The sequence below is a fragment of the Agrobacterium sp. M50-1 genome (assembly GCF_049843495.1).
GTDB classification, from domain to species: Bacteria; Pseudomonadota; Alphaproteobacteria; order Rhizobiales; family Rhizobiaceae; genus Agrobacterium; species Agrobacterium radiobacter.
Genome location: NZ_JBBHZH010000002.1, coordinates 692,770 through 706,460, shown reverse-complemented (window position 1 = coordinate 706,460; position 13,691 = coordinate 692,770). Strand labels below are relative to the sequence as shown.

13 protein-coding genes and 1 tRNA gene are annotated in these 13,691 nt (G+C 58.8%); 3 read left to right on the top strand and 11 right to left on the bottom strand.

The genetic code is table 11. The features are described 5' to 3' along the window. Positions 1-130: 130 nt before the first annotated feature. Together WDZ78_RS07585 and WDZ78_RS07580 are read right to left on the bottom strand one after the other, a co-directional pair. Entirely contained in the window at positions 131-340 is a 210-nt protein-coding gene (locus WDZ78_RS07585) for a hypothetical protein (RefSeq protein WP_425672690.1), read from the bottom strand. A gap of 423 nt (positions 341-763) precedes the next feature. Beyond that, a tRNA-Pro gene (locus WDZ78_RS07580) sits at positions 764-840 on the bottom strand. A 230-nt stretch (positions 841-1,070) separates the two neighbouring features. Here WDZ78_RS07580 and WDZ78_RS07575 point away from each other — a divergent pair. Further along, a complete protein-coding gene (locus WDZ78_RS07575) occupies positions 1,071-1,607 on the top strand; it encodes a DUF1269 domain-containing protein (protein WP_020012295.1) in 537 nt (178 codons plus the stop codon). A 71-nt stretch (positions 1,608-1,678) separates the two neighbouring features. Here the strand turns inward: WDZ78_RS07575 and WDZ78_RS07570 are convergent, their stop codons facing one another. The 6 genes from WDZ78_RS07570 to uppC form a co-directional block, all read right to left on the bottom strand. Continuing rightward, a complete protein-coding gene (locus tag WDZ78_RS07570; protein WP_425672689.1) occupies positions 1,679-2,323 on the bottom strand; it encodes a hypothetical protein in 645 nt (214 codons plus the stop codon). A gap of 172 nt (positions 2,324-2,495) precedes the next feature. Beyond that, positions 2,496-2,645: a hypothetical protein gene (locus tag WDZ78_RS07565; protein WP_425672688.1), complete on the bottom strand. Its 150-nt coding sequence runs from the start codon at positions 2,643-2,645 to the stop codon at positions 2,496-2,498. 78 nt (positions 2,646-2,723) lie between these two features. After that, on the bottom strand, positions 2,724-3,965 hold the full coding sequence (gene uppF / locus WDZ78_RS07560; RefSeq protein ID WP_425672687.1) for a polysaccharide biosynthesis O-antigen ligase family protein UppF: 1,242 nt from the start codon (positions 3,963-3,965) through the stop codon (positions 2,724-2,726). Then, positions 3,962-5,515, bottom strand: a complete 1,554-nt coding sequence (uppE, locus tag WDZ78_RS07555) for a polysaccharide biosynthesis glycosyltransferase UppE (protein WP_425672686.1) — start codon at positions 5,513-5,515, stop codon at positions 3,962-3,964. The genes uppF and uppE overlap by 4 nt, the downstream gene beginning before the upstream one ends. A gap of 221 nt (positions 5,516-5,736) precedes the next feature. Continuing rightward, on the bottom strand, positions 5,737-6,879 hold the full coding sequence (uppD, locus tag WDZ78_RS07550; protein WP_425672685.1) for a polysaccharide biosynthesis type 4 glycosyltransferase UppD: 1,143 nt from the start codon (positions 6,877-6,879) through the stop codon (positions 5,737-5,739). A 16-nt stretch (positions 6,880-6,895) separates the two neighbouring features. Continuing rightward, positions 6,896-7,468 carry a polysaccharide export protein UppC gene (uppC, locus tag WDZ78_RS07545; protein WP_020012300.1) on the bottom strand — a complete coding sequence of 191 codons (573 nt, stop codon included), beginning with the start codon at positions 7,466-7,468 and terminating at the stop codon, positions 6,896-6,898. Between the two features lie 210 nt (positions 7,469-7,678). Here uppC and uppB point away from each other — a divergent pair, with 210 nt between their 5' ends. Next, positions 7,679-9,946, top strand: coding sequence for a polysaccharide biosynthesis protein UppB (gene uppB, locus WDZ78_RS07540; RefSeq protein WP_425672683.1), 2,268 nt, complete (start codon positions 7,679-7,681; stop codon positions 9,944-9,946). Between the two features lie 7 nt (positions 9,947-9,953). Here the strand turns inward: uppB and uppA are convergent, their stop codons facing one another. Together uppA and WDZ78_RS07530 are read right to left on the bottom strand one after the other, a co-directional pair. Further along, entirely contained in the window at positions 9,954-11,180 is a 1,227-nt protein-coding gene (gene uppA / locus WDZ78_RS07535; RefSeq protein WP_425672682.1) for a polysaccharide biosynthesis GNAT family N-acetyltransferase UppA, read from the bottom strand. A 97-nt stretch (positions 11,181-11,277) separates the two neighbouring features. After that, positions 11,278-11,490 carry a DUF2842 domain-containing protein gene (locus tag WDZ78_RS07530; RefSeq protein WP_425672681.1) on the bottom strand — a complete coding sequence of 71 codons (213 nt, stop codon included), beginning with the start codon at positions 11,488-11,490 and terminating at the stop codon, positions 11,278-11,280. Positions 11,491-11,632: 142 nt separating this feature from the next. Between WDZ78_RS07530 and WDZ78_RS07525 the strand changes: the two genes are divergently transcribed. Continuing rightward, entirely contained in the window at positions 11,633-12,736 is a 1,104-nt protein-coding gene (locus WDZ78_RS07525) for a COX15/CtaA family protein (protein ID WP_035212501.1), read from the top strand. A 106-nt stretch (positions 12,737-12,842) separates the two neighbouring features. On the opposite strand, the gene WDZ78_RS07520 is transcribed toward WDZ78_RS07525, so the two are convergent. Next, positions 12,843-13,688, bottom strand: coding sequence for an aminoglycoside phosphotransferase family protein (locus WDZ78_RS07520; protein WP_087743802.1), 846 nt, complete (start codon positions 13,686-13,688; stop codon positions 12,843-12,845). Positions 13,689-13,691: the final 3 nt, after the last annotated feature.

The following is a 13,691-nucleotide window of genomic DNA, read 5'->3' as shown; positions in this document are numbered from 1 at the left end:
CGTCACAGATAATCTGACGGGCACGTTTTCGATTAGGTATTCCGGTCTCATCGTCAGCCTCTTGGTAGTAAGTCGCAGTCAAGTGACGTGATTTTATGGGAGGTGATGGGCAGGATTTTATTGCTGTAGGTCACTGGTATTTAATCATCGCCCAGCCTGCGGCGAACAAAGCGAAGGAAAGAGCCGCAGAAACAGCCATCACAACAATAGCTGGTTTCCGAGCTTCTTTACCCTTCGTTTCTCCAGTCCAGAAGACAGTGAGCAGTGCTGCCGAGAATGTGAAAATTGTGTAAATCGAGAAATTGCTGAGCCAATTAGCTGTGTATTCTACGGTTGTCATCGCGTCCCTTTCTTGATTGAGCCGCTATTAACAGCGCACGATCTAAAGGCGAGTTTCAATCGTCTGTAGAAGTTTAGGGATTGTCATGAGGGACAACGTTTTGTCCTCGATGGCAGCCCGCATTCAGGTGCGTGGCAATGATCATAGGCTTACGGTTCTCTTGGTTTTGCGCGCACTTGCGCATTCTCCGGTTCAAGAGTTCAAATCGTCCTAATTTTCCGAAAAGCACATACCGCCGTGCCAAGCGTCTAATTATGTTCTCGTTTGGGGAGGAATCAAGCAAGTGCCTGAAGAATCATTTTGAGGGGAGAGCTTGAAGCGAAAATCGCGTACGAAAAGAACCGTCGGTGAACACCAACTGTAAAACGGCTCTTTTTGTGTAAACTGCTTGAGGGTGGGGGATGCCTCAAGTCTTGGAAAAGATGGTCGGAGCGGCGGGATTCGAACCCACGACCCCTTGACCCCCAGTCAAGTGCGCTACCGGGCTGCGCTACGCTCCGAACCTGAAAGCCGTTTATATATAAGCCTGTTAGGGTGCAAGCGGAAAATGGTCTTTTCATAAAAAAAGGAACAGAGGGTGTGGACGGCGGGAGGGGGCCGGGGCAGGGTGGTGCTTCTCCAGCGTGAGCGACCGTCAAACGCGTGACACATCCTCTTTCCATCATGGCCGGAACAAGCTGCGTTCTTCGGCGTTCAACCGCAGCGGAATTGAAACTCAGGGAGACGAACTATGTCCGAACTCGTCGTTGTTGGTTTTGACGGAACGGAAGTGGCCGACAGGGTGCTTTTGAAGCTTGCAGGCCTGAAAAAGGAATATCTGGTCGATCTGGAAGATGCCGTGGTTGTCGTTCGCGATGAAGACGGCAAGGTGCATCTGAAGCAGAGCGTCAATCTGACGGCAATCGGCGCGAGCTCCGGTTTCCTGTCCGGCGGTCTGTGGGGCGGCCTCGTCGGCCTGCTGTTCCTCAATCCGCTGGCGGGATTTGCCATCGGCGGCGCGATTGGCGCCGGCACGGGCGCCCTTGCGGGTTCGCTGACGGATTTCGGTATCGATGATGATTTCATCAAATCACTCGGCGAAACCATTCCCAACGGTTCTTCGGCGCTGTTCGTGCTGATCCGCAAGGTGCAGCCGGAAAAGGTGCTGGCAGAATTCGAAGGCTTGCGCGGGCGGGTCATCAAGACCTCGCTGTCGCCGGCGCAGGAAGCGCAGCTGCAAAAGGCGCTCTCCGGCGGAGCCGAACCGGCCACCGCGCCTGCCGTCTGAGCAGACGAAAAAAGCGACGCTGCGGCATGTTCCATGTCGCAGTGGTCCGTTCCGCCAACGGGAAATCTAGCTTATACGGTGAGGGTCCCGTTTTTCGCCTGTGGCCAGGTGAAATAATAATAACGGCTGCCGACGCTGCCGAAAAACGCATTGTCGCCGGAAACAGTGTCGACATAGGCGCCGGTCTCGCTTCTGGCATAAGCCGAGCCGTCGCGTTTGAGATGGTCTTTCAGAAAGTCGCTCCATCCCGTCATGGTGATCTCCGTGGCCGGCATGGAGGTTTTTTTGTCGGAGGCCACGTCCCAGGCCTTGATTTGTGCTCCCTCGGCGGGATCGGAGACTGTCAGCGTGCCTGTTGCCAAAGCCTCCAGCATGGCCTTGGCCTGCGACGCCTTGTCCGGATCCCTGGCCAGTTCTTCCAGCATCTCCTTCAGCTCCTTCATGAAGTCGGCCTTGCTAATATCGCCGGAAGAAAGCTGCGTATCGGTATCGTCGGTCTGCGTCTCTTCGCTTGAGGTCTGGGCATATTGCGCCAGAAGCTGGGTGAGCCGCGTATTGGTGGAAGAGGAAGAGGAGGTGTCGAGCCCGTAGGAATCGAGGATAGACGCCCGCGTCGAGGAGGATGTGACGGGGGAATTGTCTTCCTGCTCCTTGATGGCCTTGAGGGCGAGCCTGGTGGCGGTGAGGCGGGTGGAAAGGTCGATGGAGGAGACCATTGCGCTAGCTGTTTCCTTGATCGGGCGATACGCATCATTCGTATCGAACCGGCGCAGCGGGCATCGATCCCGCCTTTCGTCTCCTCTCATAAGAAGACCGGGTGCACCCCTGCCGTGTTCGGCTTGGGATGCATCCGGTCTTAATGGCCGGACTTTGCGCGACGCTTGCGGATCAATTCTCCTGAACGGAAACGCCGTTCGGGCCGATATTCATCTCGATCCCCTTCGGCTTGCTTTCCTCATGCCAGACATAGGCCCCAAGGCCAACGAGGACAATCAGGAGGGCGCCGATGATGAGATAGAGATTATTGGTCTGCGTCATAAGATGTCTCCCCGTTTGACAATCAGAATCGGGGGCTAAACGCATGAAATGGCGTAGGGTTCCGTAAGGGGAAGCGTTTTAGGCAGCCCGTGCGCGGCGGCGCAGGCTTTCGCGCTTCTCAAGCGCCATGCATCCCCACAATATGCCCAGCAGCAGGAAGAAATGCCGCCAGTGGTCGGTATCAATGACGGCGCCGATCATCACATGTCCGACGAAGGTCACCCAGGAAATGATCAGGAACGGCTGCCACGGGCGTGGCCGCAGCAGATGCCTGAAACCTGCGGCAACGGTCCAGCAGATCAGGACCAGATAGATGACGAAACCGAACCAGCCATGCGTGGTCAGGCTCTTCAGCCAGATATTATGTTCGGCGGCGGGGAAGATATTGTCGAACACCATGGGGCCGATTCCGAGCGGGTGTTCCATGGCGAGCAGGAAGCCGAGATAGTGGCGTGCAAAACGCCCGAGATGGCCGCCATCATAAGATTGTACCGCCGAAGCGCGGCTGGAGAACAGATCCGCCACCTGCTTGAACTGCAGCGCGATGATGACCGCCGCAACCATCAGCCCGGCGGCGACGAGAAACAGCACGAGGATTTTCAGACGAAACGCAGCCGTCCGTTCCTTCAGCAGCATGACGAAGACGAGGAGGATGGTGGCGAACAGAAACAGGCCCCAGGCCGCGCGCGAGAACGACAGGAACACGCCAAGCGACAGGATGAGCAGCCCGGCGATCCGCCAGGGCGCATGCATCGCCTTGCCGGTGAGAAGGCCGTAGATCAGGTAAAGCGAAGGTGTCACCAGAAAGGGACCAAAGACGTTCGGGTCCTGAAAAGCGCCTTTTGCACGATCGTAGAGGGTGAAGACCTCAAAACCCGGGATGGCGTGGAAATATCCGATGATGCCGAGCAGCGCTGTGATCAGCGCTGCCGTAAGCCAGGCCCGGAAAATCAAAAGCAGCCGTTGGTATTTGTCTTCCACGATCGCCGCATAAAAAACCGAGGTTAGCGCCAGGAAGGTCGAGACAGCGAGATAGAGCGGCCCCTCATCCAGATCGGCCATGGTGGTGAGCGAAAGATAACCGCCGACATTAAAGGCAAGCAGCAGGCATAAAAGCAGGACGACGGTGCGCGAAAGGCGAAGGCCAAGCAGGAACCACAGGGCCACCTGTCCCACCATCATCAATTCATAAGGCGCCGGTTCGGAGATGACGAAGCCGGAAAGGAACACGCCGAAGGCAATGAAGAACGATCCGATGAGCCGCATGGTGGCCAACGGTGCGTCGAAATTCGCCGCGTGCTGGTAACCGGTGTGGGTCAATAGGCGTTTTCCGATTTGAGCAGCCGTATCGGCGTGAGGAACAGGATCTTCAGATCGAGGAACAGCGACCAGTTCTCGATGTAATAGAGATCATATTCGGTGCGGAACTTGATCTTGTCGCCGTGGTCGATCTCGCCGCGCCAACCGTTGATCTGCGCCCAGCCGGTAACGCCGGGCTTCACCTTGTGGCGCGCGAAATAATGCTCCACCACCTCGGTATATTTCAGATCGCCCGTCTGGGCATGAACGGCGTGCGGACGCGGCCCGACGAGCGAAAGATCGCCATAGAGAACGTTGAAGAGCTGCGGCAGCTCGTCCATCGAGGATTTGCGCAGGAAGCGGCCGACCGGTGTGACACGCGGGTCGTTCTTCGTGACCGCCTTTTTCGCGGTGGGGTCGCTGAGTTCCGTATACATGGAACGGAACTTCCAGACGTTGATCGTTTCGTTGTTGAAGCCGTGGCGCTTCTGCTTGAAGAGAACAGGGCCTTTCGAGGTAGCTTTCACGGCAATTCCCGCCCCCAGCATCACCGGCCACAAAAGGGCGATGCCGATGAGGCTGAAAGTGATGTCGAACACGCGTTTCGCCACCGAGTCCCAGTCGCGGATAGGCTTGTCGAACACATCCAGCATCGGCACCTTGCCCACATGGGAATAGGCGCGGGGGCGGAAACGCAATTTATTGGCATGCGCTGCGATGCGGATATCGACCGGCAGAATCCAGAGCTTGTGCAGAAGCTGGAGAATGCGGGCCTCGGCACTGAGCGGCAGGGCGATGATCAGCATGTCCAGCTTCGTCAGGCGGGCAAACTCCACCAGTTCCGCAAAGGTGCCGAGCTTTGGATAACCGGCGACAACTTCGGGAGAGCGGGCGCTTTTCCGGTCGTCGAAGATACCGCAGATGCGGATATCGTTATCGGATTGCTGCTCCAGCGAGCGGATAAGGTCCTTGGCGGTATCGCCGCCGCCGACGATGACCGCACGGCGCTCCATGACGCCGTTGCGGCCCCAGTGGCGAATGGCAAAGCCGAGGATCAGTCGACCGGCGAAGATCGCGATCGCACCGGTTGCATACCAGATGCCGAAAGCCTGCCAGGAGTGCAGCGCATCGGGAAAGAAGAGGAGAAGGAAACAGGCGATTCCCACGAAGGAGAGACAGACGGCGCCCTGGATGCGGGCGAACATCTTCAGCGGCGTGCGCAGTGTCGGAAGCTGATAACAATCACCCGCCTGCAGAAGAAAGACGCAGAGCGCCGCCCCCAGCACGCCACCGCCGAAAACCGCCAGAAACGTTTCGAGACCGCGATCGGCTGCGATGCCGTTGACGATGGCGGCGATGACCACGAGCATCGTGAATTCGAGAAGCCGCAATTGCCCGATCACCATATTGGGCGAATGATTGCCGGCGCGAAGCTGGTTGGCGATCTGCCGAGCAAGCGGATTGAGAACGACGGGTTCGGATGCGGAGGATTCTCCGGTTTGATGCTCGGAGATTTTCTTGCGCAATGACGCCAGATCGAATTGCAGTCTGTCCTTGTCAGTCTTGGTCATTGCTTTGGTCCGCACCCTCCAGCGCATCGACCTGAAAACCGCACAGATTTTCAACCGGAACGATACGCAACCTCAAAGTGGTAGTGCGCCCTTTGTGCATCCGGATGGATGGCGGCGCTCTACGAGCAGAAAACTAGCCGAAACATGCTAAGAAACGTTTATGATCAGTTTCTACAGGACGGCTGGAATATACAATTAAAAATCGTGTTTTTAAAATAACTTTAGCTCGTCAGCAGGTCGCGATAGAGCTTCATCATCTCATCGGCCATAACAGGGGTTGAAAATTTCGCCTTGAAGCTGTCGGGGTGCGGCATGACCCGCTGCGCCCAGTCGGCGTCCTCGGCATCCTTGACCATGATCCGCGCCAGCGCATCGGCATCACCGGCCGGGACGAGCGCCTCGCTGTCTTCTCCGAGGATTTCGGGAATACCGCCGACATGCGAGGCAATGACCGTCTTTCCCGCCGCAAGCGCTTCCAGCACGATATAGGGCATGGCTTCGGCGCGTGAAGGCACCACCACCGTCGTCGCCAGTTCGAAGGCCTGTCTGGCGGGCATGGCCGCATGCATGGAAATCCGCCGGGAAAGCCCGGCCTTGTCGATCATCGCCGCATATTTGTCCCTGTCCGGTCCGTCGCCGACGATCACGCCGGACATGGGCTGGCCGAGGCTGCGTTCCATTTTCGCGAATGCCCTGATGAAGACATCCGGTCCCTTGAGATCACGCAGCATGCCGATATAGAGAAAACGGGCCGCATCCTCGCGGGCGGATACGGTTTCGAACTCGCTGTCCTGCACGCCATTATAGATCATCGCGGTGCGGGTGCGGGGCTTGCCGACCTTGGCTTCATACGTCGCCTGCTCGAAATTGCAGACGAAACAGAGCGCATCGGTGAAATGTTCCTGGAACCGCTCCAGCCGCAGGAAGAGCTGCCCCTTCAAGCTGTTTCTGGCATAATGCAGGCTGCCGCCATGCGGGGAATAGAGGCGGGCTACGCGATACCTGTTCGCCCGCAGGAGTGAGCCGATCAGCCGGGCAAGAGCGCCGCCCTTGGCGCTGTGCCCGTGCAGAATGTCCGGCCGCAAACTTTTGATGTGCTTGTAGGATTTCCACAGCGCCATGAGGTCGCCGGGGCTGATGGACCGCCGGATGGGCAGGCGGGTGAGGCCAAGTTCCAGCATCGGGGTGATCTGTGCGAAAAGCCGTTCCTCATGCGCACCGCCGGTGGAACTGTCGCAGACGATGCCAACCTTGTGGCCCTGTTTGACATGTTCCTCGATAAGGTCACGTACATGGCGGAAAACGCCGCCCACCGGGGAGCGGAAGCAGTGAATGATGCGCAGGGGAGGGCCGTCATCCGACACGTTCGCCGCTCCGTTTTCAGAAGAAGCGTTCGCGTACATAGACGGTATCACCCGCCAGAATGGGCGCGGTAATCCCGATCCGGCCGGTCATCACCTCGGCATTGATCTTGCGGGTGATGTCGACATCGGCCTGATTTGCGCGCGGGGTGAAGCCGCCGGCAATAGCGATGGCGTTTTGCACCGTCATACCAGGCACATAGGAATATTGGCCGGGACGACCGACTTCGCCCATGATGAAGACGGGGCGATAACGGTCGATTTCGATGGTCACGTCGGGATCGCGCAGATAACCCTGGCGCAGCTTGGCGGCGATGGCCGCTTCGAGCTGCGGCAGCGTCTTGCCGCGGGCAGGAACCTGGCCGACCAGCGGGAAGGCGACATAGCCGGCCTGATCGACCGTATAGGTATTGGTCAGCCCGGCCTGCTCAAAGACGTTGATGCGCAGCCTGTCGCCGCTATCGACATGATAGGGTTGCAGGGCGGTCTCATTGAAGGACCTCGGCGCGGGTTGATATGCCGCGCAGCCGGAAAGGGCCGTCAGAACGGCAAGCGTCAGTGCGGTGACATGTCGTGATCCGGCGAGCGGCATCTGATCTGGCTCCGAGTCGATCTTTGATCATTCTTATCGTTCTGTTAGGGTTAATGTGCGGTAAACAACCCCGGCGAGCGATGGTAATATCAGCTTTATTTCGTCGGATTCTCCGGGATTAACTGTTGTGTTACCGGCAAGACTTAAACTTCGCGAAAATTGGCCATCTATATTTGAGCGCCCGAGGTTTGTCTCGGTTACGGAGCCTGCATGAACGGCGATCGCATTGACGACAGGGATGTGGATATCGATCTTGCGCAGCTTGTCGCAGCCATATGGCAGCGCAAGGGACGGATCGCGGCGATAACGCTTCTGGCCGGAGGCTCCGCCTTCGTGATATCAAGCATGATGTCGCCCGCCTACAAGGGCGAGGCGCGCGTGCTCATCGAATCCCGCACGGCCTCCTTCGGCGCTTCGCAGCAGTCGAATGCGCCCGCCGAGCCCGTACTCGATGAATTGACCGTTTCCAGCCAGGTGCAGATCCTGCAATCGGTCGACCTCATCAAGCAGGTCGCCAAAGACATGAAGCTCTACGAGCTGGATGAATTCGATCCGGAGGCTCATCCTTCGCTTGTTTCGCAGCTGCTGGTCGCCGTCGGCGTCAAGAAAGACCCGCTTCAGGTGCTGCCCGAAGAGCGGGTGCTGAAGGCCTTCCGGGAGAAGCTTCAGGTCTATCAGGTTGAAAGCTCACGCGTCATCACGGTCGAGTTCTCCTCGCAGGACCCCAAGCTTGCCGCCGCCATCCCCAATGAGATGATGAAGGCCTATATCGCCCTGCAGAGCGGCGCGAAACTGGATACAAGCACGGAAGCGGCACGCTGGCTGGAGCCGGAAATCGCCAATCTGCGTGAAAAGGTGCGCGACGCCGACAGGAAGGTCGCGGATTATCGGGCCTCGTCCGATCTTCTTTCGGCGGGGCAGGGCGAAACCCTCGCCACCCGCCAGCTCAGCGATATCTCCACCGAACTTGGCCGCATCCGCGGGGAGCGCGCCAATGCGGAGGCGCGGGCGGAAGGCGTGCGCAGCGCGCTTGCTAACGGCCGTCCGCTTGATACTTTCCCCGATGTCGTCAGTTCCCCGACGATCCAGCGGCTGAAGGAAAACGAAACCACGATCCGCAGCCAGATTTCCGATCTCTCGTCTTCGATGCTGGAAGGCCATCCGCGCATTCGGGCGCTGCGCAACCAGCTCGACGGCATACAGCGGCAGATTCAGGAAGAAACCCGCAAGGTGCTGGCAAGTCTCGAAAACGAGGCCAATGTTTCGCGTCTGCGGGAACGGCAGCTGGTCCAGCAACTGAACATGCTGAAATCGGAAAGCGTGCGTGCGGGTGAACAACAGGTTGGCCTCAACGATCTGGAGCGGGAAGCTTCGGCGCAGAGGCAGCTTCTGGAAACCTATCTTGCCCGTTACCGGGAAGCGACGTCGCGCGCCGGCTCGGTGGATTCCACGCCGGCCGATGCGCGTGTCATCTCGACGGCGGTGGAGCCCCGCGAACCCTATTTCCCGAAGACCGGCGCGATTACCATCGTCGTCACGCTGGCGGCCTTTCTGCTGTCCTGCATCGTGGTCATGCTGGTGGAGCTTTTCACCGGCCGGGCTTTGAAACCGATGGGCCGGAACCAGGTTCCGCCGCTCTCCGATCCGCCTTCCCCTTCGCGTGCTCCAGCCGATCCGGACAAGGCAACGGAGGTGCCGGAACAGCCTGTTGCCGCGCATCATGAGACTATACCGTCTGCTGCGCGGGCCCTGCCGGTTGCGGCATACCAGCCCGCCGCCGAAGAGGAACAAAAGCGCATGCCGGCCGTAGCCGCCGCTGCCATCCCGGCCTCGCCGGTGGAAGATGTCGCCGCTGCGAAGGAAGAGGCAGCGGAAGAGGATGTCGACACTTCTGACGATTTTTCGATTGATGCTGTCGCAGGTTTCCTTGCCACCCGTCTTGCCAAGCCGGTTGCCGCCATTGTGTCTCCAGCCGGTGATAGCGGTTCGACGACGACTGTCATGCTGGCGCGCGCTTTGTCCGAGATGGGTCGTTCGGTCGTTCTCGTCGATATGACGGCGTCTGCCTGTCCGACGCGGCTGATGGCGCCGGAAGCCGGGCTTCCTGGTGTCATGGACCTTCTGGCGGGTGCGGCCGCCTTTGGTGAAACCATTCACAGCGACCGCCTGTCCGACGCCCATATCGTGCCGCGCGGTAATGCGCAGCCGCGTGAGGCCATGCGCGCCATAGATCGCCTGACGATGATCCTCGGCGCGCTCTCCGACGCCTATGATACTGTTCTCGTCGAATGCGGCGCGGTGCAGATTTCGAGCCTGGGGAAAATGCTGCGCAACCTGCCGGCGGAAATCATCGTCTCTGTGCCCGGCAAGGATAGCGAACTTCTGGAAAAGACACTCGGTGAACTGGTTGCCGAGGGCTATGAACAGGCATTGCCGATGACCGGCATGCGCAAGCCGGACCATCTGAGCGCGGCGTGATCTGCGCTCAGTCGGCGGCGGTGTCCGTCTTCGGCCGTCCGGCGCGAAAACGCTGAATCAGCGCATAAAGCGCTGGATTGGATTTTATCAGGCTCTTCGTCCGGGCAATGGCGACATAGATCGAGGCCGCTGCTCGACCCTTCAATGTCACCGGCAGGAATATATCGTGCTGCACGGTAAAAAGCGGGCACCAGCTGCGCTTGTAGAGCTGGTCGCCGACGCCGAAATCGAAGATCGAAGCCTTCTCGCGACACGCCCTTTCGATCATCAGCCAGAACAGCAATTCGCCGGGGCTGAGTTCCGAAACGGACTCATCGATTGAGCCGAACTGGCAGATGATGTGATCCTGCTTGCGCGAAAGGCCGGCTATCGCGGCAATGACGCCCTCGTTTTCCCCATGCAGGCGAATGGCATGCAGTTCCAGCAGGCTGCCTGTCCCCGTCTCGGGAAAGTTGGCGAGATCGTAGAAGAAATCCTTCACCGATTGATTGCGAAAGACATCCGGAATGCCCTGCGAGGCGAAACGGGCGGCCTTCTGGCGGAAAAACGCCTGCAACAATTCGCATCTTTCCTGTGGCGAACGCGCGATCACATGGCTGTAACCGCCCATTTCCTCGGCCCTTCGGCTCTGGATGCGGAATTTCTTCCGTCGCCTCTTGGCATTGACCTGCCGAAGCGTCGCCTCGAAGCTCTCGAGCAGGGGAAGCTGGAAGGCCGGATTCTGGTTTTCGACGGAAGCAAGATGCGAGAGAGGATTGGTCCTGCCGCGCCACGTTAGCGGTATGTTCTGCAAAGCCAGAATATCGGCCCGGCCATGCAGCAGCTTCCGCGCCTCGCGGGCAATCGCTGCCGCGATTTCCTGTCCAGCCTGTTCGGCAAAAGAGGGGCAGAAAAGGCCCGTATTGATATTGTTGAAACGGCCGCCTGGAAAACGCGCCTTGCGAATGCCGCCTTCCAGCACGATTTCAAGCGGCAGCAGGAAGATCGTTTTGCCGCCCTGCCGGCCGCGAAGTGTCAGGAGCGCGCTGTCCTGCGTTTGCGCCCAGATGGAGCACCAGCCAAAACCCTGATGCAGCGAATTGAGCGGGTCGTTTTCCAGCTGCTCCCAGTCGGAACGGATGGTCGCGGCGTCATCGACGAGATCGATCAATAAACGATCAGCACTCCGCCGCTCGTTTTGCACGGCGGTCGGCGCTTGCTTGTCGCTGATAAAGACCGGCCCCTCAGCCGCCATTCACTCTCTCCGGTTGTTTCGGTCGGACTATATCGTTGAGCGGCAAACAATCGGTTTATAATATTGCGACCTGTGGGTGTTATATAACGGCCGGCGCTCAGCCCTGCTTTTTAGGCCCGGCCATCCATTTGATGATCAGCATCGCCGGCAAAATCCACAAAACCCCGGTAAATACGAAATAAGCCAGATGCACCCACCAGGGCGATTGCGCCAGGGTCGCCGATGCAATGGCCGTCGCCACCACGGCGTAAACGACGACGAGGCAGATGATGACGACGGTGCCGATGAGCGATCTGAGGCGAGGGTGCATGAAATCTTCCGTGATTGAACAGCTGGCGCGACTATACCGCCGCGACCGCATGCCGCAAACCCTGAGGCCTTGTTTTGTGGTGCCGGTTGGGGCTAATCAACATGACTGTATGAGGGAGACCTGAAAGATGCGTTCGAGCGGCATGACGATGGCAAATGGTTCTGCGGAAATGGTGGTGGAGGCTGCCCTGCAGAAACAGGAGAAGGATCGCCGCCTGCTGCGCATCTGGCTGCGCGTCGTGCTTTTCACGCTCGTCTGTCTGGTCCTCGTCGGCGGCGCCACGCGGCTTACCGAATCCGGCCTGTCGATTACCGAATGGAAGCCGATCCATGGCGCCATCCCGCCGCTTTCCGTTGCTGAATGGGAAGAAGAGTTCCAGCTCTACAAGCGCATTCCCCAATATCAGGAAATCAACAAGGGCATGTCGCTTGACGAGTTCAAGACGATTTTCTGGTGGGAATGGGCGCATCGCCTGCTTGCCCGCACCATCGGCATCATCTTCGCACTGCCGCTCGCCTTCTTCTGGCTGACCGGCCGCATCGAAAAGCGTCTGCGCCTGCCGCTGGTCGGCCTTCTGGCGCTTGGCGGCTTTCAGGGCTTCATCGGCTGGTGGATGGTATCGTCAGGCCTCGTCAACCGCACGGATGTCTCGCAATATCGCCTTGCCACGCATCTGACCATCGCCTGCCTCATCTTCGCGGGCTGCATGTGGATATTGCGCGGCCTGTCGCATCATTCGCCCGACGCCGCCGACGAAAAGACGGGCAGGGGCTTTGCTGCGTTGCTGACGGTGCTCTGTCTGTTCCAGATCTATCTCGGCGCATTGGTTGCGGGGCTGAATGCCGGCCTTTCCTATAATACCTGGCCGCTGATGGACGGCTCGCTGGTGCCGGGCGATCTCTTCCTGCAGCAGCCCTGGTGGATCAACCTCTTCGAAAACCCCAAGACGGTGCAGTTCATCCACCGTCTTGGCGCCTATACGCTGTTTGCCGCCACGCTGTGGCATATGGTGTCGATGGCCCGTGCCCTGCCGAATACGCCACACGCCCGCCGCGCCGTACTGTTCTTCGTGCTGGTTTCCATTCAGGCGGCGCTCGGCATCACCACGCTTTTAATGCATGTGGATATTCATGTTGCGCTTGCCCATCAGGGCATGGCGCTGATCGTGCTTGGTTTTTCCGTCGCCCACTGGCGCGGGTTCATCGGCGAATATCCTGCGCCGGTTTCGGTCGAAATCAGGGACTAGAGTCTGTCGGGTTCATTCTCAACCTGGCAGACTCTGGATTCTTTTGTTTTGTTTGTCTTTTCGGGAAAACCGGGTTCCACTTTTCCCTGACAAACTCTGAGCCTGCTCAGAACTGTTTCAGGACGGCCTTGATGGTTGCCGCGACGGCGAGTTCGTTGTCGCGCTCTTCCGCATTCTCGTCCTCCTCGTGCCACGTGGCCGAAAGGCAGCCATAGGCAAAGGCATATTGCAGCAACAGCCGTTCATCCCGTTGCAGCGTCTTCGCGAAAATCGCCGCCATGGAGGCGATGCGCGCCTCGCTACGAGTGAGGTCGAAACGGTCCAGCGGATTGGAGAACATGTTGGCGACGTCGAATGCCGCATCGCCGATCAGGCCTGACGGGTCGATGATGATCCAGCCGCGTTCGCTGCGCATGATGTTCTCATGGTGCAGATCGCCGTGCAGCGGCTTGATATCCCGCTGCTTGCCGATCAGTTCCTGCGCAAGCGTGGCCGCCTCGATATAGGGGCTTTCCACGCCGTCAGTGCGGCCCTGTTCGGCCTTGCGGAACAGGCTTTCGAAATAGAGCGGCAGCGTCAGCAGGCTTGAGGGCGGCGTCTGCTGCGATGGCTGATGATATTCCAGCAGAACGTTAGCGGCGATTTCCGTGGTGGCATCGTCGTCACCGTCGCGGAACAGCACGTCGCGCAGCGTCTCGGTTCCGGCATGCTCCATCAGCAGAATGTCGTCCGAGCGGTCGAGCAGCTCCACGCAGCCGACACCTGCGCGCCATGCGATGAAATCCGCACCGCGAAGGCTGTCTTTCAGCACTTTCTTTTTCAGGACCTTGGCAACGGCAAGGGAACCGTCCTTGCGCGTCAGTTCGTAAACGATGCCGGCTGGTGTATCGGCGATGCGTTTTGCGGCCTCGATATTCCACGAGGCCGGAAAAGATGGCGTGGTGCTGTTCATGCA

Excerpts from the sequence above, each read along its gene's own strand:
- uppE (WP_425672686.1), bottom strand. The coding sequence starts at position 5,515 with ATGACCAAGACTGACAAGGACAGACTGCAATTCGATCTGGCGTCATTG.
- uppA (WP_425672682.1), bottom strand. The coding sequence starts at position 11,180 with ATGGCGGCTGAGGGGCCGGTCTTTATCAGCGACAAGCAAGCGCCGACC.
- WDZ78_RS07575 (WP_020012295.1), top strand. The coding sequence starts at position 1,071 with ATGTCCGAACTCGTCGTTGTTGGTTTTGACGGAACGGAAGTGGCCGAC.
- WDZ78_RS07525 (WP_035212501.1), top strand. The coding sequence starts at position 11,633 with ATGACGATGGCAAATGGTTCTGCGGAAATGGTGGTGGAGGCTGCCCTG.
- uppB (WP_425672683.1), top strand. The coding sequence starts at position 7,679 with ATGAACGGCGATCGCATTGACGACAGGGATGTGGATATCGATCTTGCG.
- WDZ78_RS07530 (WP_425672681.1), bottom strand. The coding sequence starts at position 11,490 with ATGCACCCTCGCCTCAGATCGCTCATCGGCACCGTCGTCATCATCTGC.
- uppC (WP_020012300.1), bottom strand. The coding sequence starts at position 7,468 with ATGCCGCTCGCCGGATCACGACATGTCACCGCACTGACGCTTGCCGTT.
- WDZ78_RS07570 (WP_425672689.1), bottom strand. The coding sequence starts at position 2,323 with ATGGTCTCCTCCATCGACCTTTCCACCCGCCTCACCGCCACCAGGCTC.
- WDZ78_RS07565 (WP_425672688.1), bottom strand. The coding sequence starts at position 2,645 with ATGACGCAGACCAATAATCTCTATCTCATCATCGGCGCCCTCCTGATT.
- WDZ78_RS07520 (WP_087743802.1), bottom strand. The coding sequence starts at position 13,688 with ATGAACAGCACCACGCCATCTTTTCCGGCCTCGTGGAATATCGAGGCC.
- WDZ78_RS07585 (WP_425672690.1), bottom strand. The coding sequence starts at position 340 with ATGACAACCGTAGAATACACAGCTAATTGGCTCAGCAATTTCTCGATT.